Origin of the sequence: Aurantiacibacter spongiae (assembly GCF_003815535.1) — a bacterium.
GTDB classification, from domain to species: domain Bacteria; phylum Pseudomonadota; class Alphaproteobacteria; order Sphingomonadales; family Sphingomonadaceae; genus Alteraurantiacibacter; species Alteraurantiacibacter spongiae.
This window is the reverse complement of the sequence record NZ_RPFZ01000001.1, coordinates 2,366,947-2,391,994: the sequence shown is the minus strand read 5'-3', so window position 1 is coordinate 2,391,994 and position 25,048 is coordinate 2,366,947. Positions and strand designations below refer to the sequence as shown.

The 25,048-nt window shown below is 67.0% G+C and carries 20 protein-coding genes; 12 read left to right on the top strand and 8 right to left on the bottom strand.

Annotation, left to right across the window (positions count from 1 at the left end):
- Positions 1-149: 149 nt before the first annotated feature.
- The gene (locus tag EG799_RS11600; RefSeq protein WP_123881358.1) at positions 150-857 is read left to right on the top strand and encodes a DUF6445 family protein; all 708 of its coding nucleotides are present in this window, start codon (positions 150-152) and stop codon (positions 855-857) included.
- A gap of 263 nt (positions 858-1,120) precedes the next feature.
- Positions 1,121-3,670: a YadA-like family protein gene (locus tag EG799_RS11595; RefSeq protein WP_123881356.1), complete on the top strand. Its 2,550-nt coding sequence runs from the start codon at positions 1,121-1,123 to the stop codon at positions 3,668-3,670.
- A gap of 58 nt (positions 3,671-3,728) precedes the next feature.
- Here EG799_RS11595 and EG799_RS11590 read toward each other — a convergent pair whose 3' ends face one another.
- Together EG799_RS11590 and EG799_RS11585 are read right to left on the bottom strand one after the other, a co-directional pair.
- Positions 3,729-5,105, bottom strand: a complete 1,377-nt coding sequence (locus tag EG799_RS11590; protein WP_123881354.1) for a cation:dicarboxylate symporter family transporter — start codon at positions 5,103-5,105, stop codon at positions 3,729-3,731.
- Positions 5,106-5,166: 61 nt separating this feature from the next.
- Positions 5,167-6,048 carry a MipA/OmpV family protein gene (locus EG799_RS11585; protein WP_123881352.1) on the bottom strand — a complete coding sequence of 294 codons (882 nt, stop codon included), beginning with the start codon at positions 6,046-6,048 and terminating at the stop codon, positions 5,167-5,169.
- 146 nt (positions 6,049-6,194) lie between these two features.
- Here EG799_RS11585 and crtY point away from each other — a divergent pair, with 146 nt between their 5' ends.
- The 5 genes from crtY (at position 6,195) to EG799_RS11560 (ending at position 12,472) form a co-directional block, all read left to right on the top strand.
- Complete coding sequence (crtY, locus tag EG799_RS11580) at positions 6,195-7,427, top strand: lycopene beta-cyclase CrtY (protein ID WP_123881350.1); 1,233 nt, start codon at positions 6,195-6,197, stop codon at positions 7,425-7,427.
- Positions 7,424-8,920, top strand: coding sequence for a phytoene desaturase (locus tag EG799_RS11575; protein ID WP_123881348.1), 1,497 nt, complete (start codon positions 7,424-7,426; stop codon positions 8,918-8,920). The genes crtY and EG799_RS11575 overlap by 4 nt, the downstream gene beginning before the upstream one ends.
- A complete protein-coding gene (locus EG799_RS11570) occupies positions 8,917-9,498 on the top strand; it encodes an LOG family protein (RefSeq protein ID WP_123881346.1) in 582 nt (193 codons plus the stop codon). The genes EG799_RS11575 and EG799_RS11570 overlap by 4 nt, the downstream gene beginning before the upstream one ends.
- Positions 9,499-9,569: 71 nt before the next feature.
- The gene (locus EG799_RS11565; RefSeq protein WP_181950927.1) at positions 9,570-10,604 is read left to right on the top strand and encodes a phytoene/squalene synthase family protein; all 1,035 of its coding nucleotides are present in this window, start codon (positions 9,570-9,572) and stop codon (positions 10,602-10,604) included.
- Positions 10,604-12,472 (top strand): acetyl/propionyl/methylcrotonyl-CoA carboxylase subunit alpha, encoded by a 1,869-nt coding sequence (locus tag EG799_RS11560; protein WP_123881344.1) that lies wholly within the window; start codon positions 10,604-10,606, stop codon positions 12,470-12,472. The genes EG799_RS11565 and EG799_RS11560 overlap by 1 nt, the downstream gene beginning before the upstream one ends.
- A 28-nt stretch (positions 12,473-12,500) precedes the next feature.
- On the opposite strand, the gene EG799_RS11555 is transcribed toward EG799_RS11560, so the two are convergent.
- Both EG799_RS11555 and EG799_RS11550 read right to left on the bottom strand, forming a co-directional pair.
- Positions 12,501-13,973 carry a glycerol-3-phosphate dehydrogenase gene (locus EG799_RS11555; RefSeq protein ID WP_123881342.1) on the bottom strand — a complete coding sequence of 491 codons (1,473 nt, stop codon included), beginning with the start codon at positions 13,971-13,973 and terminating at the stop codon, positions 12,501-12,503.
- Positions 13,970-15,244, bottom strand: a complete 1,275-nt coding sequence (locus EG799_RS11550) for a multidrug effflux MFS transporter (protein WP_123883089.1) — start codon at positions 15,242-15,244, stop codon at positions 13,970-13,972. Before EG799_RS11550 ends, EG799_RS11555 begins: the two co-directional genes overlap by 4 nt.
- Positions 15,245-15,300: 56 nt before the next feature.
- Here EG799_RS11550 and dinB point away from each other — a divergent pair, with 56 nt between their 5' ends.
- Positions 15,301-16,446: a DNA polymerase IV gene (dinB, locus tag EG799_RS11545; protein WP_407641228.1), complete on the top strand. Its 1,146-nt coding sequence runs from the start codon at positions 15,301-15,303 to the stop codon at positions 16,444-16,446.
- On the opposite strand, the gene EG799_RS11540 is transcribed toward dinB, so the two are convergent.
- From EG799_RS11540 to EG799_RS11525, 4 genes are all read right to left on the bottom strand, one after another.
- On the bottom strand, positions 16,432-16,911 hold the full coding sequence (locus EG799_RS11540) for an NUDIX domain-containing protein (protein ID WP_123881340.1): 480 nt from the start codon (positions 16,909-16,911) through the stop codon (positions 16,432-16,434). The two genes, dinB and EG799_RS11540, sit on opposite strands and share 15 nt — an antisense overlap.
- Positions 16,899-17,519: a 6-phosphogluconolactonase gene (locus EG799_RS11535; protein ID WP_123881338.1), complete on the bottom strand. Its 621-nt coding sequence runs from the start codon at positions 17,517-17,519 to the stop codon at positions 16,899-16,901. The genes EG799_RS11540 and EG799_RS11535 overlap by 13 nt, the downstream gene beginning before the upstream one ends.
- A gap of 45 nt (positions 17,520-17,564) precedes the next feature.
- Positions 17,565-18,026 (bottom strand): Dps family protein, encoded by a 462-nt coding sequence (locus EG799_RS11530; protein ID WP_123881336.1) that lies wholly within the window; start codon positions 18,024-18,026, stop codon positions 17,565-17,567.
- 114 nt (positions 18,027-18,140) lie between these two features.
- A complete protein-coding gene (locus EG799_RS11525) occupies positions 18,141-18,620 on the bottom strand; it encodes a hypothetical protein (RefSeq protein WP_123881334.1) in 480 nt (159 codons plus the stop codon).
- A gap of 117 nt (positions 18,621-18,737) precedes the next feature.
- Between EG799_RS11525 and EG799_RS11520 the strand changes: the two genes are divergently transcribed.
- The 4 genes from EG799_RS11520 to EG799_RS14090 all read left to right on the top strand — a co-directional run bounded on the left by EG799_RS11520 (position 18,738) and on the right by EG799_RS14090 (position 25,037).
- The gene (locus EG799_RS11520; protein ID WP_123881332.1) at positions 18,738-19,523 is read left to right on the top strand and encodes a Crp/Fnr family transcriptional regulator; all 786 of its coding nucleotides are present in this window, start codon (positions 18,738-18,740) and stop codon (positions 19,521-19,523) included.
- Positions 19,524-19,727: 204 nt separating this feature from the next.
- Positions 19,728-24,224 (top strand): chemotaxis protein CheB, encoded by a 4,497-nt coding sequence (locus EG799_RS11515; RefSeq protein WP_234029141.1) that lies wholly within the window; start codon positions 19,728-19,730, stop codon positions 24,222-24,224.
- Positions 24,225-24,439: 215 nt separating this feature from the next.
- On the top strand, positions 24,440-24,877 hold the full coding sequence (locus EG799_RS11510) for a hypothetical protein (protein ID WP_123881331.1): 438 nt from the start codon (positions 24,440-24,442) through the stop codon (positions 24,875-24,877).
- A gap of 10 nt (positions 24,878-24,887) precedes the next feature.
- On the top strand, positions 24,888-25,037 hold the full coding sequence (locus tag EG799_RS14090) for a DUF5989 family protein (protein ID WP_181950897.1): 150 nt from the start codon (positions 24,888-24,890) through the stop codon (positions 25,035-25,037).
- Positions 25,038-25,048 lie beyond the last annotated feature (11 nt).

The window sequence follows — 25,048 nt, the reverse complement described above, 5'->3', positions numbered from 1 at the left end:
TGCTAGTCGGTTCAGGTTCGACGGGTCGGACGCAGCCACGCGCCCCTCTCAGCCATAGCTGGCTCCCCGGGGTGCCTTCCGATGTAGAGCGCCTGGCGCCCGCCCGCAAGCGATTGACTTGACCGGTGCCCCGCCGCACCGTCGCGTGCATGGCGTCCACCCCTGCCCTCCCCGAAGCCGACGTCGCCGTTCATCGCATGGGCGAGGAAGGCGAACCGCTGGTGGTGATCGACAACTTCTCCGGCCTGACCGAGCGGTTTCTCGAAGGCGGACGGGCGGCGACGTACAGGCCCGCCGGCGCTTCCTATCCGGGCCTGCGCTCCCCCGTCGATCCGTCCTACCTCGATCTGCGGCGCGAGCTGATGATGCAGTTGATGGGCCGCGTCTTCGGCATCCGGCGCGGCATCGGGTGCGAGGCGGCGAGCTTCTCGCTCGTCACCCTGCCGCCCGAAAGTCTCGCCCCGCTCCAGCGCATCCCGCATCACGATCACGATCTGAAGGGCGACGGCAGCCAGGTGATCGCGGTCATGCACTATCTGCTGGGCCCCGAAAGCGGCGGCACCGCCTTCTATCGGCACCGGCGTACCGGGTTCGAGACGATCACGCCTGCGCGCTTCCCCGCTTTCGGCGAGGCGCTGGAACAGGACGCGCGCGAGTATGGCGAGCCGCCTGCCCGATACTTTTACGGCGATGACGAACGCTACGAACTGATCGCGGAGGTGGAAGCGCGGCCCGACCGGCTGATCCTCTATCGCGGGCGAACTCTTCATTCCGGGGTCATTCCGGACGCCCGGGCACTCAGCGACGACCCTGCAAAAGGCCGGTTGACGGTGAACATGTTTCTCGTCGGATCATGAACCTGCCAGTCCTGTTCCCCGCAAGACGGCAGAACTACTGTAACAGTTGCAGAACAAGACCTGTATTTCCCCATTCGGATAGGTGAACGCTACCCGGTTGGTTTAAGGTTCGTGGCGAGAAAGCAACATCATCGGACGTTCGCCAAGAAATCGTATCTCCGGCACTGGGTTTTGCAAGAATACCCGATTGACTGGACACCGGTTTTCTCCACTAACCTCGTCATCCGGGAATCCCTTCCGGTGTTTGGGATCGTTTCCACGATATGAGGATATCTGTTCGCTCGTCGCTTTACGCGACGCTGTGCCTTTCCGCCTGCGCGGTTTCCCTGTCCACCCCGGCTTCTGCCGAAGACTGTCTGCTCGACACCAATGACGACGGTGTCGCCGACGCCGCCGATACCGACGGCAACGCGGCGTCGGACGGCACCGACACGTCGCTCGCCTGCGGCGCGGGTGCTTCCGCGCTTGCCCAGTTTACCACGGCGACCGGCTATCAGAGCCAGGCCTTGCAGGATTCAGCGACGGCCGACGGGGCTTATGCGGCCGCGCTCGGCTACTACTCGACAGCCCTCGGCGCCTATTCCTCCGCGCTGGACTACGCCGCCACCGCGGTAGGCGTGGGCGCCACCGCACAGGGGGAGTATTCGACCGCGCTCGGGACCGGAGCCTACGCCTATTACGATTCGAACTTCGGCTACGCCCCGGCAACCGCGGTGGGCGCGAGCAGCTTCGCCTACGCCCCCAACGCCACCGCGGTCGGCACCGGAGCCAACGCCTCGGCTGAGAACGCCTCGGCCTTCGGCGCATCCGCCGCGGCCTATGCCGCGAATTCGGTCGCCATCGGGTCGTTCTCGCAAGCCTATGAGGAGAACGTGGTGTCCATCGGCAGCTACGCGGCGGAACGCCGACTGGTGAACCTGGCGGCGGGCATCTACGATACCGACGCAGTGAACGTCGGGCAGTTGTATGCCGCGCTGGCGATGATCGGCGGCGGCGGCAGCAACAGCGATCACGACGGAGCCGGCTTCGAAAGCACGCAGGTCGGCTCCTATTCGCAGGCGGCGGGCGATCAGGGCACGGCAGTCGGCGATTACGCCTATGCCGATGTGCAGGGCACGGCCCTGGGCGCGCGGGCGGCGGCGTTTGTCGGTTCGACCGCGATCGGAGTCAATTCCTATGCCGCCGATTACAGCTCGGCCTTCGGATTGCAGGCCTTTGCCTTCAACAACAGCCTGGCCGTGGGGACCAGCGCCTATGCCGGCGGTTTCAATTCGACGGCACTGGGCAATTACAGCGGCGTGTACAACAACTCCGGCGTCGCCATCGGCAGCGGGGCGCAGGTCTATGGCTACAATTCGGTGGCGCTGGGTGCCGACACCTATGCCTATCGCGACAACACGATAGAGGCGGGCTTCCGCACGATCAGCGGCGTCGCCGACGCGGTGGAGGGCAACGACGCGGTCAACCTCAACCAGCTTAACGCGGCCATTGCGATGTTCGGCGGGGGCGGCATCGGCGGCGGCGGGCTGGCGAGCGATCACGACGGCTACAACGTCTTCACCACGCAGATGGGCACCGGGGCGTTCGCCGATGGGTTCTACGCCACCGCGATCGGCGATACCTCCTTCGCGTCATCGTACCTGTCCACCGCGGTGGGCGGCAACGCCCAGGCCACCGGCGATTACGGAACCAGCGTCGGTTTCGGAACCGACGCCATCGGCCTCAGCAGCACGGCCGTGGGCACCCTTTCGGCGGCCGTGTCGGACTACACGACCGCGCTCGGCACGGTCGCTTTCGCCGAGGGTTATGGCGCTACCGCGCTGGGCGTCGGGACCGAGGCGTCCGGCGATACCAGCATCGCCATCGGCACCGGGTCGCAGGCGCTGGGCACCAACGCCATCGCCATCGGGGCGTTCGATTTCGACAGCGGAGCCGCTACGCCTACCGCGGCCATTGCCTCGGCGAACAACGCGGTCGCCATCGGCACCTATTCCTCCGTTACCGCGGACGGATCGGTGGCGCTGGGCTACGCCTCCGTCGCCGACAGGGCGAACACGGTGTCGGTCGGTTCCGCCGGGGCGGAGCGGCAGGTCGTAAACGTCGCCGCGGGCACTCAGGCGAGCGACGCGGTAAACCTCGCGCAATTGCAGCAGGTGGAAAGCGCGGCGGCCACCGCGCTGGCGGCCGAAGCGACGGCGCGCGCCGCCGCCGATACGCAACTGGCCCAGGACATTCGCGACGAATCGCGCGAACGGTCGAACGGCGATCGACAACTGGCGGCGGCTATCTCGGTCGAGACGAGCGCCCGCCAGCGCAACGATGCGAAGCTCGCCACCCGCATCGATACCGAGGCGATGGCGCGGCGGGATCGCGACCGCGAATTGGCGAGCGCCATCCGCACCGAAGCGCAGACCCGGGCGGGCGCGGATGCGGCGATGGCGCGGCGGATCGACACCGCCATGGCTTCTATCGCCAGCGAGAGCGATGCCCGCATCGCCGCCGACATGGCGCTCGCGAGCGATATCGGCCTGCTCGGCACGCGGATCGACCAGCTCGATTCGCGGCTGGAGGACATGTCGGATCGCATCGCCGCTTCTACCGCCGTCGCCACGGCGATGAGCGGCAATGCCTTCCTGCCGGACATGACCTTCAACCTGACGGCCAATCTGGGCACCTATGACGGCGCCCATGCGGGCAGCGTGCAGATGGGGGCGCTAGTTGCGCCCAACGTGGCGCTCAATGCCGGTGTGGCCACCGGTTTCAACCGCGGCGGAAAGACCGCGGGCCGGGTCGGCGTGACCTTCGGCTGGTAGGGTCGCACGGGGATGGCGGGGCGGGCGCGTGGCGCGGCCGCCCCGTCGCCTGCGCGCGTCAGGTCGGCGCGATCGTTTCGGGGGGGGCGTTCTCGGCCACCGCCTCGCCGACGAACCGCGTGGTCAGCACGCCCGCGGTCATCGATCCGTTCACGTTCAGCGCCGTGCGCGCCATGTCGATCAGCGGCTCTATGCTGATGAGCAGGGCGGCGACCGTGACCGGGAAGCCCATCGCCGGCAGCACGATAAAGGCGGCCATGGTCGCCCCGCCGCCCACGCCCGCCACGCCGAAACTGCCGATGGCGATGATGCCCACGAGCCCGGCGATGAAGCCTGCGCCCAATGGATCGACCCCCATGGACGGCGCGATCATCACGGCCAGCATTGCCGGGTAGATGCCGGCGCACCCGTTCTGCCCGATAGTGGCACCGAAACTGGCGGCGAGGTTGGCGATGGGGGCCGGCACGCGCAACCTGTCCACCTGCGCCTCTATGTTGAGCGGAATGGTCGCAGCCGAACTGCGCGAGCTGAAGGCGAACACCAGCACGGGCCAGACCGCCTTCAGATACCGGGCGGGGTTCCGTCCGGCAAAGAGGCTCAGCAGCACGAGATGAACGCAGAACATCAGCGCGATGGCGACGTAGGACGCGGCGACGAAGCGCAGCAGGGCGAGGATGTCGGCGGCAGACGAGGACGCGACCAGTGCGGTGATGAGCGCGAAAATGCCCCACGGCGTCAGGGCGATCACCATGCGCACCAACCGCAGCACCACCGCCTGGCAGGTCGCGACGAAGCGGCGGATGCCCGCTGCCCGCTCCGGCTCGTCGCGCATTACCGCAAGAATCGCGAAGCCGAGCAGCACGCCGACGATGACCACCGCGATAATGGAGGTGTCGCGCCCCTCGCCGAGATCGCGCACGATGTTTTCGGGAATGAATTGCAGCAGCAGGTCGGGCACCGAGAGATCGGCGAAACCGGCATATTCGCTGGTCAGCTCGGTCGTCTCGGCCGCTTCGCGCATCCCCTCGGTCAGCCCGCGCGCGTCGAGGGCGAAGGCGTTGGCGATGCCGACGCCGATCAGCGCGGCGATCATCGTGGTGCCGACGAGAATGGCGATGATCGTGCCCGCCACCTTGCCGATGGCGGCGACCTTTTCCAGGCTGATGACGGCGGCCAGCATCATCACCAGCACCAGCGGCACGATGATCATCTTGAGGAGCGCGACGTAGCCATCCCCCACCAGCGCGGCCCAGTCGGTGGTCGCCGCGATCACGCCGGGCGCGCCCGCGTAGATCAGGTGGAGCGCGAAACCGAATGCGAGACCCAGCCCCAGACCCGCCATGATCCGTTGCGCCAGTGTCAGCCGACCGAGCAGGGCGAGCGCGAACAGCAGGGCGGCGAAAACCGCGAGATTGGCGAGGACGGGCAGGCTCATGCCGCGCTACCTAGGCGGGCCGGCAGGGCCTGGCAATCGCGCTGGGGTCCGCCCCGTGCCCTCAGAAGGTGTAGCCGATCCCCGCGCCGACGAACCACTGGTCCGCGCTGCCGCGGATCGCGGTCAGCGGGCTGTCCTTCGCATCCCCCAGCATCCGCGAATAGCCACCGATGCCGAACAGGCCCAGACCGCCGTTCCTCAGGTCGCCATCGAGATCGTAGGCGAGCAGCAGGTTGACACCAGCCTTGTTGAAGCCGCCGCCATCGGGATCGAAGACCGGCAGCCCGCTCGCCACGCTGCCCGCGGGATCGACCGCATAATAGTAGTCGGCGAAATCGCCGTCCGAATATTCGGCGCTGACCGAAAGCGAGGCGGCCATGCCCTCGCTCAGCGGGGTGAAATAGGCGATGGAGGGGGAAACGACCATGCCGTCATGCGCGCCGGCAACGTCGAACAGCACGTCGGTGGTGAAGGTCAGGCTGTCATACGGATTGAGCACGGCGGGCATGCTGACCCCGGCGGTCGGCCCGACTTCCCACGCCGTGTCCAGCTCTCCCAGCCGCTCCACCACCTCGTCCTCGATACGGCTCGCCCGGTTGCGGCGGATGCGCGCGACCACGCCGGCATCGAAGCCTGGACCGGTTTCGGGATCGGGCACGAAATCGAGCGCCACGCCCGCCGCGCGCGGATTGATGCCCACGCCGCCGAGCGACCCCTGCACCAGCGGCAGGGGAAAGACTACGTAATCGTCCGACCCGTCGTAGCTGGGCGCAAGGCCCGCCCCGATACCGATGGTGATATAGTCGCCGTCGAACACCGTCGCGGGGGCATCGCGCGGCTCGGCGCGCATGTCGGGCCCGTCCTGCGCGGCGACCGGCGCGGCGAGAAGGGCTGACGCGGCGAGAAGCGCCAGCGCGGCCAGCGGGCGAGAAGGCTTGGTCATGTGCGAGATGTCCCCATTGTGCTTTGCCCCGTCAACGGCGCGCCGGGGTCGCGGTTCCGCCTGTCGCCGCCCGGCCACGCGACTGTCGCCCTACGGCAACAGGGCCATGATTGCACCGGCAACGATATCCGCTAAGGCACCAGACGATGACCGAAACCGCCACGCCCCCCAAACGCGATTGCGATATCGCGATCGTCGGTGGCGGCCTGTCGGGCGGGTTGATCGCGCTGGCGCTCGCCTGGCATCGGCCGGAACTGGTCGTTAGGCTGATCGAGGCGGGTCCGCGGCTCGGCGGCAACCACCGTTGGAGCTGGTTCGCCAGCGATCTCGATCCCGCCGGCACCGCGCTGATGGAGCGGTTTCCGGCAGCACGCTGGAACGATGGCTACGACGTGTGCTTCCCCGATCATTCGCGAACCCTCCGGGCATCCTACCGGTCCCTGGCGAGCGCGGATTTCGCCGCCACGCTGGAGCGCGAACTGTCGCCCGGCACGATCCTGACCGGGAGCGAGGTGGCCCAGATCGGCGGCGACGGCGTGACGCTGCGCGACGGCAGCCATATCCTCGCGCGCACGGTCATCGACTGCCGCGGCTTCAGCCCGACCGGGGATCTGACCGGCGGCTGGCAGGTGTTCATGGGACGCCGCCTGCGCACGGACAAGCCGCACGGTATGGACCGCCCGATCATCATGGACGCGACCGTGGATCAGGTCGGGCCGGCGGGCGATGACGGCGCGTACCGCTTCGTCTATGCCCTGCCGCTGGGCGAGGACGAACTGTTCGTCGAGGACACCTATTACGCCGACGCCCCCCGCCTCGATCGCGCCGTGCTGTCAGGCCGGATCGACGCGTGGTGCGGTGCGCGCGCCATCGCGGGGCAGGAACTGGGGTCGGAAACCGGCGTCCTGCCGGTTATCATCGGTGGCGATTTCGACGCCTATCGCCGCACTGTCCGCATTCCGGGTGTCGCCATCGCCGGGGCGCGCGGGGGTTTCGTCCATCCGCTTACCAGCTATACCCTGCCGATCGCAGTGCGGATCGCCCGCGTGGTAGCGGTTAACGCCGATCTGCCGGGCGACAAGCTGGCGCGCCTGCTGGAAGCGCACGCCCGTCGTCACTGGCGCACCACCGGGTTCTACCGGCTGCTGGGCGCGATGCTGTTCGGCGCGGCCGAGCCGGCCGAGCGCTACCGCGTGTTCCAGCGTTTCTATCGCCTGCGCGAACCGCTGATCGAACGGTTCTACGCCGCCCGTTCGCGCATCACCGACAAGGCGCGCGTGCTGATCGGCCGGCCGCCCGTTTCCATGTGGCGCGCGATACGCTCGCTCGCCGCCAGACCCTCCACCCCGCTCGCCCCAGACCGGAAGGACATCCAATGACATCGCCAGAAGGCAAGCGCGCCTGCGTGATCGGCGCAGGCTTCGGCGGCATGGCGCTCGCCATCCGTCTGCAATCCGCCGGTATCACCACCACCGTGGTGGAAGGCCGCGACAGGCCCGGCGGCCGCGCCTATTACTGGGAGCGCGAGGGTTTTACCTTCGATGCCGGCCCCACCGTCGTCACCGATCCCGATTGCCTGCGCGAGTTATGGGCGATCTCGGGGCGCGACATGGACGAGGATCTGGAACTGATGCCCGTCACGCCGTTCTACCGGCTCAACTGGCCCGACGGCACCAATTTCGACTATTCGAACGACGAGGAAAACCTGCGGAAGGAAATCGCCAAGCTCGATCCCGGCGACATTGCCGGATACGAGGCGTTCCTCGACTACAGCGCGAAGGTCCATCAGGAAGGCTACGTCAAGCTGGGGACCGTGCCGTTCCTCGATTTCAAAAGCATGATAAAGGCCGCGCCCGCGCTGATGAAGCACCAGGCATGGCGCAGCGTCTATTCGATCGTATCGAAATACATCCGCAACGAGAAGCTGCGCGAGGCGCTGAGCTTTCACACGCTGCTGGTGGGCGGTAATCCGATGAAGACGAGCAGCATCTACGCGCTCATCCACAAGCTGGAAAAGGACGGCGGCGTGTGGTGGACGCGGGGCGGCACCAATCGCCTGATCGCCGGCATGGTCCGCCATTTCGAGCGGCTGGGCGGCACCATGTGCGTGGGCGACCCGGTGGTGCGGGTGGAAACGGAAGGCAAGCGCGCCCGCGCCGTGCATTGCGAAAGCGGGTGGACCGAGCGCTTCGACGCGGTCGCCAGCAACGCCGACATCGTGCATTCCTACCGCGATCTGCTGGGCGACAGTCACCGGGGCAGGTCCAACGCCAGGAAACTGGCGAAGAAGAGCTTTTCGCCCGGTCTGTTCGTCGTCCATTTCGGGGTCGAGGGCAGCTGGCCCGGCATCCCGCATCACATGATCCTGTTCGGCCCGCGCTACAGGGGGCTGCTCGACGACATTTACGACAACGGCATCCTGCCGGCCGATTTCTCGATCTACCTGCATCACCCGACCGTGACCGATCCGAGCATGGCGCCGGAGGGCACGAGCACCTTCTACGCGCTGGTGCCGGTCGCCCACATGGGCAAGCTGGCGGTGGACTGGGACACGGTCGGACCGGAGCTGGAAAAGCGCATCCTCGACGAGGTCGGACGCCGCTTGATTCCCGATATTCACGATCGCATCGTGACCAAGTTCCACTACGCACCCAAGGATTTCCACGCCGATCTCAACGCGCATCTGGGCAGCGCCTTCAGCCTGGAACCGGTGCTGACGCAAAGCGCCTTCTTCCGCGGCCACAACCGCGACGATGTCATTTCAAACTTCTACCTCGTGGGGGCGGGCACGCATCCGGGCGCGGGCATTCCGGGTGTCGTCGGCAGCGCCAAGGCGACGGCAGGGCTGATGATCGAGGACATGAGCGCGTGAACCGCCTCGCCATCTATTGCGGCTCCGCCACGCCGGCCGATCCGCGCTACATGGAACTGGCGCGCGAGGTCGGCGCAGCGCTGGCCGAACGGGGCATCGGCGTCGTCTATGGCGGCGGCAAGGCCGGGCTGATGGGGGCCATCGCCAATGCGGCGTTGGCTGCGGGCGGCGAAGTGATCGGCGTCATCCCGCAGGCGCTCGTCGACATGGAGGTGGCCAATCGCGACTGCACCGAACTGCACGTGGTCCAGACCATGCACCAGCGCAAGCAGGCCTTCACCGATCTGTCGGACGGCTTCGTCACCCTGCCCGGCGGCGTGGGCACAATGGACGAATTGTGGGAAGCGGTCAGCTGGGCGCAGCTCGGCTACCACGCCAAGCCGGTCGGTTTGTTGAACGCTTTTGGATATTATGACGGCCTCGTGGCTTTTAACCGGCATATGGCCGAAACCGGCTTTGTCAGGGAAGCACACCGCGGCATCATGATCGTGGGCGAGACTATCGAGGAACTGCTGAGCCGCATGGCCGACCACACACCTGCCACCACGATCACCCAGATGCGCGCGAGCGAACTGTGAAGAAGGGCGTCAAGAAGGTCCGTCCCCGGCCGCTGGTCGCCAGCCAGGTGGTGAAGATGACGCCCCGCCAGATGGGCGGCGGCCGCTCGCGCGAGGCGCTGGTGCGGCGCAGTCGCGAAGCGATCCGCAAGGGCTCGAAGAGTTTCACCGTCGCGTCCATGCTGTTCGACAAGGACACGCGCGACCGGTCGCACATGCTCTACGCCTGGTGCCGGCGCTGCGACGACATCGCCGACGGGCAGGACCACGGAATGCGGCCCGCGGAGGAACTCGACCTGTCGAGATCGTCGCCGGAAGACCGGGTCGAGGCGATCCGCGTCCTCACGCACCGGGCGATGGACGGACAGCCGACCGCCGACATCGCGTTCGACGCGCTGGGCCAGGTGGCGAGCGAGGCGCGCCTGACACCCGACATGGCGGATGACGTGATCGACGGCTTCGCGCTCGACGCGGCGGGCTGGCGTCCGCGGACCGAGGGCGACATGATGCGCTATTGCTACCATGTGGCCGGGGCGGTCGGGGTGATGATGGCCCGCATCATGGGCGTGCCGGCCGACGCGGGCGATACGCTCGACCGCGCCTGCGACCTCGGCCTGTCCTTCCAGCTCAACAACATTGCCCGCGACATCGCCGAGGACGACGCCGCGGGCCGGTGCTATCTGCCCGAGGAATGGCTGGCCGAATACGACATCCCGCCCGGCCAGCATATGAAGCCGAGATACCGCAAGGAGCTGGTGACGCTGGTGCGCCGGCTCGTCGCCATGGCGGAGCGGCACGAGGCGGCGGCGCGGCTGGGCGCGGGGCGGCTGACCTTCCGGCAGCGCTGGGCGGTGCTGGCCGCGGCCAACATCTACGGCGCGATCGGGCGCGAGGTGGTGCAGCAGGCCGAACTCGCCTGGGACCACCGCGTGCATATCGGCTATTTCGAGAAGCTGGGCCACGTCGCCTCGGCCTTCCGCGAGGCAATTTCCGGCTCGTGGGAGCCGGCGCGCCTGCCCGAATGGGACCGCGGCAAGCTGCTCGTCATGGCGCGGATGGCGGGCCCGGTCGCGGGCGTGCCGAACACCCCCTTGCGCGACGAGGACGTGCGCCGCAAGGAGGATTGATGTTCGACAAGCTCCTGATTGCCAATCGCGGCGAGATCGCCTGCCGCATCATCCGCACCGCCCGGAAGATGGGCCTCGCCACGGTCGCGGTCCATTCCGATGCCGACGCGAACGCGCTGCATGTCCGCTCCGCCGACGAGGCCGTGCATATCGGCCCCCCGCCCGCGGCCGAAAGCTATCTGGTGGGCGAGAGGATCATCGCCGCCGCAAAGCAAACCGGGGCGCAGGCGATCCATCCGGGCTACGGCTTCCTGTCGGAGAACGCCGGGTTCGCCGAGGCGGTGCAGGAGGCGGGGCTGATCTGGGTCGGCGCCCCGCCCTCCTCGATCCGCGCGATGGGGCTGAAGGACGCCGCCAAGAAGCTGATGCGCGGGGCGGGCGTGCCTGTCACCCCCGGCTATGACGGCGAGGACCAAAGCGCCGAGCGCCTGAAGCAGGAGGCCGACGCGATCGGCTATCCGGTACTCATCAAGGCGGTCGCGGGCGGCGGCGGCAAGGGAATGCGCAAGGTCGATGCCGCCGCGGATTTCGACGCCGCGCTGCAATCCTGCCGGCGCGAGGCCAAGGCCAGCTTCGGCAATGACGACGTGATCCTCGAGAAGTGGATCACCTCGCCCCGCCATATCGAGGTGCAGGTGTTCGGCGACAGCCACGGCAACGTCGTGCACCTGTTCGAACGCGACTGCTCGCTCCAGCGCCGCCATCAGAAGGTGATCGAGGAAGCCCCCGCCCCCGGCATGGACGAGGCGACGCGCGAGGAAATCTGCGCCGCCGCCGTGCGCGCCGCCAAGGCGGTCGATTACGAGGGCGCGGGCACGATCGAGTTCATCGCCGACGCCAGCGAAGGGCTGCGCGCGGACCGCATCTTCTTCATGGAGATGAACACACGGCTCCAGGTCGAACATCCCGTCACCGAGGAGATCACCGGGGTCGATCTGGTGGAATGGCAGCTGCGCGTGGCGGCGGGCGAGGCGATCCCGCTGTCGCAGGACGACCTTGCCATCGAAGGTCATGCCATCGAAGCGCGGCTGTATGCCGAGGATCCTTCGTCTGGCTTCCTGCCCTCGACCGGCCCGCTCGATCATTTCGACCTCGGCACAAGAGGGCGTATCGAGACGGGCGTGAGCGAGGGCGACACGATTTCCCCCGACTACGACCCGATGATCGCCAAGCTGGTGGTCTGGCGCGAGACGCGCGAGGATGCGGTCGAGGCGCTGGCGGACATCTGCGAGGGCGTGGAAGTCTGGCCGGTGAAAACCAACGCCGCCTTCCTCGCCAACGCGCTGCTGGAGGACGACTTCCTCGAGGGCCATCTGGACACCGGCTTCATCGAACGCAAGCTGGAGCGGTTGGTCGGCGATGCCGAACCCAACGACGCGATCTGGCAAGCTGCGGCCGATTTCACCGTGCTCGACGCCATCGACGACACCGCCCCCGCCGCCAGCGGTTTCCGCCTGAACGCCGATCCGCGCATAGCCGCGACCCTGTTCCACAAGGGCGAGAGCCGGACGCTGGCGGTGACGGGTGAACGCGACGCGGCACACGCCACCGGGTTCGTCGAGGATACCCGGACTCTCGTCTTCGCTGACGGGCAGAGCTTCGAGTTCGCCCGGGAGGCGCGCGGCGGCGGCGCGGCGGCGGCGGGCGATGGCGCGATCCTGGCGCCGATGCCGGGCAAGGTGCTGTCGGTGGACGTGGCCGAAGGCGACACGGTGGAGGCAGGCCAGCGACTGCTGGTGCTCGAGGCGATGAAGATGGAACACGCGTTGACGGCACCGTTCGACGGGGTGGTGGCGGACCTGTCGGCCAGCGAGGGCGCGCAGGTGCAGGTCGAGACGCTGCTGGTGCGGGTCGAGGCGGCGAAGTAGCGCGCCCCCGTCCCCGCGCCGGGCGGACCTATCCGCCCAGATAGTCCCGCAATCCGTCGCGCTGTTCGGCATCCATCCGCAGGCCCAGCTTACTCCGTCGCCAGAGCACGTCCTCGGCGGTTTGCGCCCATTCCTCGCGGCGCAGGTAATCCACTTCCGCCTCGCTCAGGCCGCAGCCGAAATCCCGGCCCAGATCGGCGCGCGTTGTCGCCCCGCCCAGCCAGTCGAGCGCGTCGAGGCCGTAGGCGCGCGCGATGCGCAGCGCGTCGTCGCCCGACAGGAACGGATATTCCGCCGCCAGTTCGCGCACCAGCAGATGCTGTCCGCCCCGCGCGAAGTCGCCGCCGGGCAGCGGTTCGTCGCCGGTCCAGTGCTGCTGCGCCAAGCCATCGAGCCGGGCGGCCAGCATGTCCAGAGACTCCTGCGCCACGGCGCGGTAGCTGGTGATCTTGCCGCCATAGATACCAAGCATCGGCGCGCCCTCCCCCGGATCGGACAGGGACAGCCGGTATCCGCGAGTCGCCGCCTCGGGCCGGCCCGTGCCGTCGGCGACGAGCGCGCGCACGCCGGCAAAGGCCTGAACCACCTTCTCGCGCGGCAGGGGCAGATCGAAATGACGGCGAAAACCGGTGAGCAGATAGGCGATCTCGCTCTCGCTGGCACGCACGTCGCCAAGCTCGCCCTCGTGATCGGCGTCCGTCGTGCCAATCAGGGTGAAGTCGCGCTCGTAGGGCAGGACGAACATCACGCGCGTGTCGGGCAGTTGCAGGATGTAGGCGAAGTCGTGATCGAACTGGCGCGGCACCACGATGTGCGATCCGCGCACGCGGCGAATCCCGAAAGCGGGGCGTTCGCCGGTCAACAGCGCGACATCGTCGGCTGCCGGACCCGCCGCATTGACGATGGCGCGGGCGGTGAAGCTTTCGCTGCCCGCCTCGATCCGCCAGCTTGCGCCCTCCCGGCGCGCGGCGGTGACGCGGCGGCGGGTCAGCACGCTGCCCCCACGCCGGGCGGCGTCCTTCGCGTTCAGCACGACAAGCCGGGAATCGTCGACCCAACAATCCGAATAGGCAAAGCCGCGCGGCGGCGCTCCCGCCAGATGCGCGCCGGCCGGATGATCGGCCAGCTTCACCGGGCGCGCGGGCGGCAGGGCGCTCTTCCCGCCGAGCCTGTCGTAAAGGAACAGTCCGGCGCGCAGCATCCAGCGCGGGCGCATACCCCGGGTCACCGGCAGCACGAAGCGCATTGGCCACACGATGTGCGGTGCGATCGACCACAGCGTCTCGCGTTCCCCCAGCGCCTCGCGCACCAGCGCGAATTCGCGGTATTCGAGATAGCGCAGGCCGCCGTGGACGAGCTTGCTCGACCTCGACGACGTGCCGCTCGCCAGGTCGTCCGCTTCCAGCAGCAATACCTTCGCCCCGCGCCCGGCAGCATCGCGCGCTACGCCTGCGCCGTTCACACCGCCGCCGATCACGGCGATGTCGAAGGTGGCGGTCACTCGGCCTCGGGCCGCGGCGGACCGAACAGTTCCCCGCGTTCGGAAAACAGCACGAAGATCAGGCTGAGCGTCGCGGTCACGAGCAGCGCGGTGGCCAGCGGGCGCGCGGTGCCGTCATAGGCGTAGCCGATCGCCGCGCCGAGCGCCGCGCCGCTCGACATGCGCAGAAAGCCCTGGGCCGAGGACGCGGCCCCGGCGATCTGCTTGAAGGGTTGCAGCGCGATCGAGCCGAAATTGGCGCCTATGAATCCGAGCAGGCTCATATTGGCGGCCATCAGCGGCACGAAGGTCCACAGCGTTTCGTCCGGCTGGTTGGCGAACCACAATTGCAGGGCCGCGACGATGATGAAGCCGAACAGCGCGATGTGGCTGACCCGGCGGGCGCCGTAGCGTTCCACGATGCGCGAATTGGACCAGCTTGCCACCGCCATGCAGCCCGCGCAGATGGCGAAAATCATCGGGAAGGCATCGCCGGCGCCGAACGCCTCGCCAATCAGTTGCTGACTGGAGTTGATGAAGCCGAACAGCCCGCCGAACACCAGCGCGCTGCCGAGCGTGTAGCCCACCGTGGTGCGCAACGTCACCGCCTTGCGCATGTTGCGCGCGATGACCGCGACACGAATCGGCTGGCGGTCCTTCTCGTCCAGCGTCTCGGGCAGGCGGAACCACACCCACAGCCCCATGGCGCTCGCCGCCGCGGCGGTGGCGACGAAGATCCAGCGCCAGTTGCCGAACAGCGCGAGAATACCCTGCCCGATGCTCGGCGCGATGGCCGGCACCAGCAGGAAGATCACGAAGATCAGGCTCATCATCCGGGCCATCTTGTCGCCGCCCACCCGGTCGCGGATGATTGCGGGCGGCAGCACGATGATCGCTGCCGCGCCCAGCCCCTGAACGGCGCGCAGCACGATCAGCGTGGTAAAATCGGTCACGAACACGCAGGCCAGCGACAGCGCGATGTAGATGCCCAGTCCGGCGAACAGGATCGGCCGCCGCCCGAATCTGTCGGCAAAGGCGCCCGGCCACAGATTGCCGATACCGACCGCGAACAGGTAGCTGCCGACGATGAACTGGCGGTTGTTCCCTTCCGCGCCCAGCGTGCGCGCCAGCTCGTCAAGGGCGGGGAGAATGGCGTCGATGCCGAGGGCGTTGAGCGCCATCAGCAGGGCCATCATGGCGATCAGTTCGCGCTCGCCCAGCCGGCGGGCGGGCGCGGCGGCGGCGCTGGGTCGGGTTTCGTCGGGCCCGCTGCCGGTGATTTCTCTTCGCATCTGCACAAAGCGGCAGGTGGCGCGAAAGGTTCCGATTTGCAACCTCCCCCGCTATCATGACCCCCGCAATGAACGAGCGCGCGGCAGAATCGGACGGGCAGGAGGAGGAGGACGAGGCACCCGGCCTGCGCAAGATCATCCATGTCGACATGGACGCCTTCTTCGCCAGCGTGGAGCAGCGCGACAATCCGGACCTGCGCGGCAAGCCCGTCGCGGTGGGCGGATCGAGCGGGCGCGGCGTGGTGGCGGCGGCGAGTTACGAGGCGCGTGCCTACGGCGTGCGCTCCGCCATGCCCAGCGTCACGGCCAGACGCAAATGCCCCGACCTCATCTTCTGCAAGAGCCGCTTCGACGTCTATCGCGAGGTGAGCGAGCAGATCCGCGCGATCTTTCATCACCATACGCCGCATGTCGAGCCGCTGAGCCTGGATGAAGCCTATCTCGACGTGACCGAGGACATTCACGGGATCGGCTCTGCCACGCGCATCGCGCAGGAGATCCGCCGCGCGATCCGCGAGACGACGCAGCTGACGGCGAGCGCGGGGGTCAGCTACAACAAGTTCCTGGCCAAGCTGGCGAGCGACCAGAACAAGCCCGACGGCATCTGCGTTATCCGCCCCGGAGAGGGCGCGGCCTTCGTGCAGTCGCTGCCCATCCGTCGGTTTCACGGCGTCGGTCCCAAGGGGGCGGAGAAGATGGCGCGGCTGGGCATAGAGACAGGTGCGGACCTCGCACAGCGGGATCTCGCCTGGCTGCACCGACATTTCGGGAGTTTCGGGGACTATCTCTACCGCGCGGCGCGCGGCGTCGACCTCCGGCCGGTCCGCACCAACCGCATCCGCAAATCCATCGGCGGAGAGCGAACCTTCGGCGAGGACATTTCCGCCGGCGAGGCCTTGCGCGACACGCTCGACCGGATCGTCGACATCGTCTGGGAGCGGATCGAGGGCAAGCAGGCGAAGGGGCGCACGGTCACGCTGAAGCTGAAGTTCACCGATTTCCAGATCATCACCCGCGCCCGCTCGCTCGGCCAGCCGGTCACCGACAAGGCCCGCTTTTCCGCCATCGCGCACGAGATCCTGGCAGACGAGCTGCCGCTGCCCATGCCGATCCGCCTCATGGGGCTGACGCTCAGCAATCTGGAACGCGAAGGCGAGGATGCGCCCCGCCGGCGTGACGAGGCACAGCTATCGCTGCTCTGATCGCTCGCCCTCCAGCATCGCCAGTCGCGGGCGGACCCGGCGTTCGAGCGCATCTGGCAGCTCGCCCGGGGCGAAGAACCGCGCCTCGATCACTTCGCGCATGTCGGGCCGAACCTCGCTCGCGGCCTCGGCGGCGAACAGGAAGGTGCGGCTCGGTGCGCCGTGCAGCGTGTCCTCGTGCCGGGCGAACAGCGAAAGATGCGCGAGTTCGCAACCCAGCTCCTCGCGCATTTCGCGGCGGATAGCATCCTCGGCGCTTTCCCCGCGCCGCTTTCCCCCGGCGGGCAGCAGCCATTTTGTCGTAGCGTAGGACTGGCGCACCAGCAGCACGCGCCCTTCCCCGTCGCCGATCACCACGCTGACCCCTTCGACCTGCGGCCTGCGCCAGCGCAGCCATGTCCGCCTGACCCGGTGGGCCAGCGGCATGAGCGCGCGGTGGGCGCGCGCGGGGATCAGGTGAAGCATGTCACCTTCTGCCGCGCCGCGCCAAGCAGCCGCGCCACCGGAAGGTCGCTCTCCCCCGCGGCGGCAGCGTCGAACGTGGCACGCTTGTCCCCGCCCCGGATGACGAACATCAACAGGTCGGTATCGAGCAAGCTCGGCATGGTCAGCGTGATGCGGTCGAACGGCGCTTCGGGCGGCAACGGGTCGGGGGTCAGGCGGCGGACGGGGGCGGGATCGTCGATGCGTGGATCGGTATTGGGAAAGAGCGAGGCAATGTGCCCGTCCGCCCCCATGCCGAGCCACACGAGCGTGAAATGCGGCACCTGCTCCATCACGGTCAGCGCCACGACCTCCGCCCCGGCGGGTTCCAGCAGCGCGCGGATTTTCCCGGCATTGCTGGCCTCGTGATCTTCGGGCACCACGCGGTCGTCTCCCGGCCAGACGGTGACGCGCGCCCAGTCGATTTCGGCCTTTGCCACCAGTTCGAGTATGGGGAACGGCGTCGACCCGCCCGGTACGCTGATGGCCACGGGCTGATCCGTCGCGGCCAGCGCGCCGGACAGCGAACGGACGAGGAAATCCGCGATCTCCTCGTCCGCAGCGTCTTCGATGATTTCGATCTCTGCCATGCCGCCAGCGCTAGCGTTTGCGCAGCGGCTTGGCGAGAGGCGAGACTATTTGAGGAAGGAATTGAGAAACCACACGCGCTCCTCCGCCATGTCCGTCCACTCGTCCAGCAGGCCGTCGGTGGCGTTGTCTCCAGCCTTCTCGGCCGGTTCCTTGAGTGCCTTGAGGCGGGCGACCACGGCGCGGTTGTCGTCGCGCAATTCCTTCACCATCGCATCGGGCGGCAGGGTCGTGTCGTCCTGATCCGCGACCTGCGTATAGCGCGCGATGGCGCCGATCGAGGTCAGCGTCATCGCATCGTTTTTGCGCACGCGCTCCGCGATCGCGTCGACCTGCCCCTGGATTTCCGCTGCCTGCTCGTCGAACAGCAGGTGCAGGTCGCGAAAGCGCGGACCTGTGACGTGCCAGTGAAAGTTCTTGGTCTTGAAATAGAGCGCCATGTGATCGGCCAGCAGGGCGTTCATTCCCTCGATCAGTTCGGTCTTCGAATTATCGCCGGTATCGGCCATGAAAATATCCTTCCTTCCCGTTTGCCTGGTTCATCTGGACAATGGGCAGGACCGGTGATCGGTTTCACCTAATATGACTGCCACACTAATCGCCTTGATAGATGATTTCGGTCCTCAGAGCGTCAGGAACGCGGTGACGCCGCCGCCCGCCATCAGTGCGAACCCGACGGACCGGGCGATGCGGGGTCGCGGTATGCGCTCCCAGTCCGGTCCGGCCATCGCGGCTATTCCCAGCGCGGCAGACGCACCCGCCGCACCGCCGAAACCCGCCAGAAGCGCATCGTCGTGAAGCATCGCGTTCGCCGCGATCGCCAAGCCTGCCGCGTCTCCCGTCACGCCCGCCAGCAATTCGGCCCCGCCGAGCACGAACGCGGCCGCCAGTAGCAAGGATGTCAGCGGCGCGGGCGCGGAGGGAGCGAGAAGATGACCTGCCCACGCTGCCAGCGCCGCCCCGCCGGTAGCGGACAGCATGACGGCGAACCACAGCGCCGCACTCGCCAGGCCCGCACCCTTCAGGCCCGCCACGCGGTTCGCCTCCCGGCCGGGCAAGAGAATAACGATGACCGATATGAAGGTGACGAAAAATGCGCGCATGACGGTCAGATATTCACATTCATCTCGAATACACTAATATATCTTTATTGCTTTTTTCGGAAAAGGTATGGAAATGGAACTGATTTGCCGTGAAACCTGCTAGGGTTTTGTGACTATATGACCGAACTGACCCAGCTGTTTCCGCGATCCACCACGCCCCGGGCCGATTATGCGCGGGCCGATCTGACGGCACTCGTAACCCGCCTTCACGCGTTCGACCGGCGTGTGCAACCGTCCGTATTCGAAGCGGTCTTTACTGGCCGGCGGAATTTTGCCGTCGATACGCCGATCTGGTCGCAGGACGACGTCGCCGAAAATATCGCGGTGATCGAAGAGGGCTTCGCCTACCGCTTTCAGATCATGCCCGACGGCCGGCGCTATGTCAGCGATATCTACGGTCCGGGTGCGATCTGCAACTGGTCGCGCGATCAGGACGCGCCGATCCGCTCCGACATCCTGTTCAAGAAGCGCACGGCGGTATCGTTGTTCGGCAAGGATGCGCTGCGTGAAGTCTTCGCGGAAACGCCCGGAATCGAGACGGCGATCCTGCGGCACGAGCACGCTCGCGCGCTGCGCGCCTCGCAACGCACGCGCACGCTGGTGGTAGGCCAGGCGCCCGAACGTTTCCTGCATTTCCTGCTCGATCTGAAGAGCGAATACGCCGTGGCCGGGCTTCGCTATGACAACGCCCGGAGCGGCATGACGCAGGCCGAGATCGCCGATATGCTCGGTATCACGCCCGTCCATCTCGGCCGCACCATTCGCAGCCTGCTTGCCGAGGAGCGGGTGATCCGCAAGACGCTGACCAACCATATCGTCGTCCGTCCCGAGGAAGAGAGCAGGTCGCTCGCCTATGTCGATCACATGCATCGCCCTCCGGCGGACAGCGCAAGGTCGGCTTGACCCGGCTGCGTGCGCATCGTTGGCCTTGCCGCTAGCCGGCGGCAATCACCTAATCTTAGTTAGCTTCCGCCGGTGCCCGGTGTAACCGCCTTGAACCGGCAGGCGTTCTCGGCCACACCGGGAAAGTGAAGGCGAGGTGAACGAAGTCGTGCCATCGACTTTCCAAACAGCGACCGCGAGCGGGATCGCGGCAAGGGTGCGGCGATGACAGACTTCACGCATCCGATCGTCGCGGTAGGGGCGTCCGCCGGTGGGATCGAGGCGCTCAAGAGCTTCGTTTCGCAAATCCCCGCCGACATTTGCGCCAGTTTCGTCATCCTCCAGCACCTCGCCCCCGATCACGAGAGCCAGCTGACCGGCATCCTGTCCCGCGCCGCGCCGCTTCCTGTACAAGAGGCCGAGCAGGATGCGAAGGTCGAGCCGGGCCATATCTACGTGCTCACCCCCGGCGAATACATAACGCTCGTCGATACCGGCCTGTTCGTCGAACATCCCAGCGAGCCGCGCGGAAAACGGATGCCGATCGACCATTTTATGCGATCGCTGGCGGAAACCGCGGGGGCGCAGTCGGTCGGGGTGGTGCTGTCGGGAACCGGCTCGGACGGAACACTGGGGCTGCGCGCCATCAAGGGCGCGGGCGGCGTGTCGCTGACCCAGTCGCCGGAAACCGCGCTCTATGACGGAATGCCGCGCTCCGCCATTGATGCCGGCGCGGTGGACGAGGTAGGCGACATCGGCCAGCTTTGCGCGACCATCGCGGAACTGGCCCGGCGGATGGCCGAACCGCGCGAGAATGCCGGCTTCAACCGCAACGACCTGTCGGGCGTCGTCTCCCTGCTGAAAACGCGCACGGGGCATGATTTTTCTGCCTACAAGGCCGGCACCCTCGCCCGGCGCGTGCGCCGCCGCATGAATTTGCTGCGCTTCGACGGGCTGAACGACTATCTTCAGCATCTGCGCGACGATGGTGACGAACTGAAGCGCCTGTTCGACGACCTGCTCATCAACGTGACGAGTTTCTTCCGCGATAGAGAGGTCTGGCCGGCGGTGGTCGACCAGGCGATCAAGCCCCTGGCGCGGCGCGCTTCGGAAGACGGCGATCCGGTGCGCATCTGGGTTCCGGCCTGCTCCACCGGAGAAGAGGCCTTCACCCTCGCCATGCTGATGGAGGAACAGTGCGCGGCGACGAGCGAGGCCTGCAACTGGCAGATCTTCGCCACCGATCTCGACGACGAGGCCATCGCCCACGGGCGCGAGGGCGTTTATGCCGAGAGCATCAGCAACGACGTGTCGCAGGAGCGGCTGAGCCGCTTCTTTGACCGGGAAAACCACGGCTGGCGGGTAAAGAAGGCGTTGCGCGAGCGGGTCGTCTTCGCCCAGCAGAACATCCTGTCCGACCCGCCTTTCTCCAAGCTCGACTTCGTCAGCTGTCGCAACCTGCTCATCTATCTCGAGACCGGGGTGCAGGACGAATTGCTCGAAACCTTCCATTTCGCTCTGCGCGAGGGCGGTTTCCTGTTGCTGGGCACGTCGGAGACGACGGGAGCGCACAAGCGCGAATTCGCCTCGGTCGACAACAAGGCGCATCTCTACACACGCCTTCCGGGCCGTGCGTCGGCGCGGCTGTCGGCGCAGGGGGAGCGGCATCGCGGCGACGGAAAGATCATTCAGATGCCGGCGTCCCGGTCGCGGCGCGACAGGCGATTCGAACTGGCTGAGCAGGTGCGTCGCTCGCTCCTGCAACGCTACGCGCCCGCGGCCATCGCGGTCCACAGCGACGGGGAAATCGCCTATTTCCACGGTCCGGTACGCCGGTTCCTCGACCACCCGGAGGGCGAACCGAGCACGTCGATCTACGATCTGCTGCCAGCCCCCTTGCGATCCCGCGTGCGAGAGGCGCTGACCAAGGTGAAATCGGGCAACCGGCCTTCGCACCGCAGCGCCAAGGTCCGTTTTCCGGATCGCGACACTACGGTCTGCGTCGAGTGCGAGCCGGTGCGTGACGGCGATCAGACGCTCTATCTAGTGACCTTCATCGAGCAGGAAGACAAGGACGAGCGCGACGCCGGAAGGGACGCAGAGCGGACCGGCGGCGAGGGCGACTACGCCACGCAACTGGAAAACGAACTCGCCATCGTGCGGGAGGATTTGCAGACGACCGTGGAGGAGCTGGAAACCTCCAACGAGGAACTGAAGGCCAGCAACGAGGAAGCCGTCGCCGCGAACGAGGAACTGCAGTCCGCCAACGAGGAGCTGGAAACCAGCCGCGAGGAACTGCAGTCGCTCAACGAGGAACTGATCACCGTCAACAACCAGCTGGAAGAAAAGATCGTCGAGGTCGAACGCTCGAAGGACGATCTGCGAAACCTGTTCACCAGCACGCGCCTACCGGTGCTGTTTCTCGATCCCGATCTCGTCATCAACGGGTTCACCCCGGCGATGAACCAGCTCGTGGAGTTGCGCGAAGGCGATATCGGCCGGCGGGTGACGGACCTCGCCTTCAAGGTTGCGGACGACGACCTGCTCGCCGACGTGCAATCCACTCTGGGCGACCTGTCGCCCTCGGAACGGCAGGTGCAGGCGGAAGATGGCGGCGTCTATGTCCGCCGCGTCCAGCCCTATCGCACCGCCGACCAGCGCATCAGGGGTGTCGTGGTCACCTATGGCGACATCACCGAGCAGGCCGAGGCCGCGCGCCTTCTCGCCCGGCGCGAGCGGCAGCAGCGGATCATCGCCGAACTGAGCCAGACCGCGCTCGCCGCGCGCGAACTGCCGCACTTTCTCGATGAAATGTGTGCCCTGCTGCGCGTGGCGATGGACTGCGACTATGCCAAGGTGCTGGAGCTGGACGAGGACGCGGACCGTCTCGTCCTGGCTGCGGGCGCGGGCTGGAAGACCGGCCTCGTCGGATCGGCCAGCGTCGAAACCGGGGTGAAGAGCCAGGGCGGCTACACGCTCAAGGTCGAACATGCCGTGCTGGTAACGGATTTCGACGGCGAACGCCGCTTCGACCCGCCGCCCTTGCTGACCGATCATTCGGTGCAGTCGGGCATCAGCTGCCTGATCGAGGTGGGCGGCAAGCCGTGGGGCGTGCTGGGCCTGCACGACCGCAACGCGCGCAAGTTCACCGAGGAAGACCTCAGCATCCTCAAATCCGCAGCCAATGTCGCCGCGGCCACTATCATGCAGATCGCGCGGGAAGCACATCTGGCGCGCGAGAGCCTGCTGCTGTCGCTGGCGATCAAGACCGCCGAGATGGGCGCCTGGCGCTACGATCCCGAACACGAGTTGGTGGTCTGGGACGAGCAGCTGCGCGACATGATGGGGCGCGGGTTCACCCGCCGCAAGCCGTCGCGCGACGAGTTCTTCGATATGATCGTCGAAGACGATCGCCAGCGTATTCGCGATGCGTTCGATGACACGGTCCGGCAGGGCACGCCGTTCAACGCGGAATTCCGCCTGCGGCGCGGCGACGGCAGGACCATCTGGATGACCGCGCGGGGCGAACGCCTCGTGGAGGATGGCAAGACCACGGTACTGGGGCTGAACGCGGACATCACCGAGGCCAAGCTGGCCGAGGAGCAGAACCGCTTCATCATGCGCGAGCTCGATCACCGGGTGAAGAACGTACTCGCGATCATCAGGTCGATCGCCAAGATCACCGGCAAGAACGCGCCGACCTTCGAGGAGTTCATCAAGGGTTTCGAGCGGCGCCTGCACGCCATGGCGCGCACCCATTCCCTGCTCGCCGATGCGCGCTGGCAGGGCGCGCGGCTGCGGACGCTGGTGGAGGACGAACTGGCCCATTCGCGCTCGGGCGGCAACGTCGTCATCGAGGGCGAGGAGGTCGCCGTCTCACCCGCTGCCGCACAGGCGCTGTCGATGGCGTTTCACGAACTGACCACCAACGCCCTGAAATACGGCGCGCTGTCGGTACCAGACGGCACGCTGACGGTGGAATGGAGCAGGCGGACGGCGGAAAACGGCAAGGACATGCTCGATCTGTCCTGGACCGAGACCGGCGGACCGGATGTGGAAGCACCGGTTAGCGAGGGGTTCGGCTCGACCGTGATCGAGCGTATCCTGGGCGCGCAATTGCAGGCCACCGCCAAGATAGATTATCGCAGGTCCGGACTCGTAGTGACCTGCAGCTTTCCCATGGAACGGCTGACAACCGCACCCAAGGCCGCCGCGGCGCCGGTTGCGGCCGTGCCGCCCGAGGCCGATCTCGCCCCCATCGCCGATGCGCGTGTGCTGGTGCTGGATGACGAATGGCTGGTCGCCGAACAGCACGCCCGCGCGCTTATCGCAGCAGGCGCGCACGTTGTCGGCCCGTACCACTCGCTCGAAGAGGCGCGCACCGCGTTGAACGAGGAGGCGGTCGATCTGGCGATGCTCGATTTCAACATCGACGGACGGGCCGTGACGGAACTTTATCCGGACCTGGACCGGCTCGGCATACCCTGCCTGATCGTGTCGGGCTATGGCTCGGATCTCGACATCGAGGAGGATGCTCAAGCCCGCGAATTCCTCGCCAAACCCGCCTCTCCCGCGGCAATGCTGGGCCGCGTCGCCGGAATGCTTCGCGCCGCCGGTACGGGCGATGACAAGGAGACCGCCGGCGACGGGGACGAGAACCACGACCGGGACGACGCCGAAGCGTCCGTGAACAGGGAAGCGTCTCCCTCGCGTTCGTCATAGACCCGGCGTGCAACGGACCGTCCGCGCCACAAGGGCGCCAGTGCCTATACCAAAGCGGTAATCCGCCAAGACAGGGCTCGATACTTAAGGGCCTATGGCGTTCGAATGTCTGCCTTTCTAGCCTCTGTTCCAACGCGGCCAGTGGAACACGGCGTCTCCGGCCAGGACGCAAGCGGCACGCACGCATCACCCACCGCAGCTCGGGAGAGACGCAGATGGCCGGCACCGGACACGAAACCTACGAGGATCATCGCGAGATCGCGGGCCCGTCGGACCGCTCGTTCGGCCTGACCGTCGGCGGCATTCTCGTCGCCATCGGCCTCGTGCGCCGCCTGTTCCTGAGCGCCGGACCGGGCAGCACGCTCGCGCTGCTGATCGTCGGCGGCTTGCTGGTGCTGGCGGCCCTGACCAGACCCGCGCTCCTGGCCCCGCTCAACACCGCGTGGACGAAACTGGGTCTGCTTCTCGCCGCGATCGTCAATCCGGTGATGATGGCGCTGATCTACACGTTCGTCTTCCTGCCGGTCGGCCTTGGCATGAAGCTGTTCGGACGCGACGCGCTCAACCGCAGACGCGCCCCCGGTTCCCGCACGCAATGGATTTCGCGCGACCCCGCCGGGCCGCCGCCCGACACGATGAAAAACCAGTTTTGAGAGGATCGAGATGGAACTGACAAGGGAACTATGGGCCTTCCTGCGCGCCCGCAAGAAGCTGTGGATGGCACCGATCCTGGCGATCATGTTCGGGTTCGGCCTGCTGATCGTGCTGACGCACGGCACCGCAGTCGCGCCGTTCATCTACACGATCTTCTGACCGCCGGCAGA

Excerpts from the sequence above, each read along its gene's own strand:
- EG799_RS11550 (WP_123883089.1), bottom strand. The coding sequence starts at position 15,244 with ATGCGAAGAGAAATCACCGGCAGCGGGCCCGACGAAACCCGACCCAGC.
- EG799_RS11560 (WP_123881344.1), top strand. The coding sequence starts at position 10,604 with ATGTTCGACAAGCTCCTGATTGCCAATCGCGGCGAGATCGCCTGCCGC.
- EG799_RS11525 (WP_123881334.1), bottom strand. The coding sequence starts at position 18,620 with ATGCGCGCATTTTTCGTCACCTTCATATCGGTCATCGTTATTCTCTTG.
- EG799_RS11600 (WP_123881358.1), top strand. The coding sequence starts at position 150 with ATGGCGTCCACCCCTGCCCTCCCCGAAGCCGACGTCGCCGTTCATCGC.
- EG799_RS11575 (WP_123881348.1), top strand. The coding sequence starts at position 7,424 with ATGACATCGCCAGAAGGCAAGCGCGCCTGCGTGATCGGCGCAGGCTTC.
- EG799_RS11590 (WP_123881354.1), bottom strand. The coding sequence starts at position 5,105 with ATGAGCCTGCCCGTCCTCGCCAATCTCGCGGTTTTCGCCGCCCTGCTG.
- EG799_RS11510 (WP_123881331.1), top strand. The coding sequence starts at position 24,440 with ATGGCCGGCACCGGACACGAAACCTACGAGGATCATCGCGAGATCGCG.
- crtY (WP_123881350.1), top strand. The coding sequence starts at position 6,195 with ATGACCGAAACCGCCACGCCCCCCAAACGCGATTGCGATATCGCGATC.
- EG799_RS11595 (WP_123881356.1), top strand. The coding sequence starts at position 1,121 with ATGAGGATATCTGTTCGCTCGTCGCTTTACGCGACGCTGTGCCTTTCC.
- EG799_RS11585 (WP_123881352.1), bottom strand. The coding sequence starts at position 6,048 with ATGACCAAGCCTTCTCGCCCGCTGGCCGCGCTGGCGCTTCTCGCCGCG.
- EG799_RS11565 (WP_181950927.1), top strand. The coding sequence starts at position 9,570 with ATGGGCGGCGGCCGCTCGCGCGAGGCGCTGGTGCGGCGCAGTCGCGAA.
- EG799_RS11515 (WP_234029141.1), top strand. The coding sequence starts at position 19,728 with ATGACAGACTTCACGCATCCGATCGTCGCGGTAGGGGCGTCCGCCGGT.
- EG799_RS11530 (WP_123881336.1), bottom strand. The coding sequence starts at position 18,026 with ATGGCCGATACCGGCGATAATTCGAAGACCGAACTGATCGAGGGAATG.
- EG799_RS11540 (WP_123881340.1), bottom strand. The coding sequence starts at position 16,911 with ATGCTTCACCTGATCCCCGCGCGCGCCCACCGCGCGCTCATGCCGCTG.
- dinB (WP_407641228.1), top strand. The coding sequence starts at position 15,301 with ATGACCCCCGCAATGAACGAGCGCGCGGCAGAATCGGACGGGCAGGAG.
- EG799_RS11535 (WP_123881338.1), bottom strand. The coding sequence starts at position 17,519 with ATGGCAGAGATCGAAATCATCGAAGACGCTGCGGACGAGGAGATCGCG.
- EG799_RS11520 (WP_123881332.1), top strand. The coding sequence starts at position 18,738 with ATGACCGAACTGACCCAGCTGTTTCCGCGATCCACCACGCCCCGGGCC.
- EG799_RS14090 (WP_181950897.1), top strand. The coding sequence starts at position 24,888 with ATGGAACTGACAAGGGAACTATGGGCCTTCCTGCGCGCCCGCAAGAAG.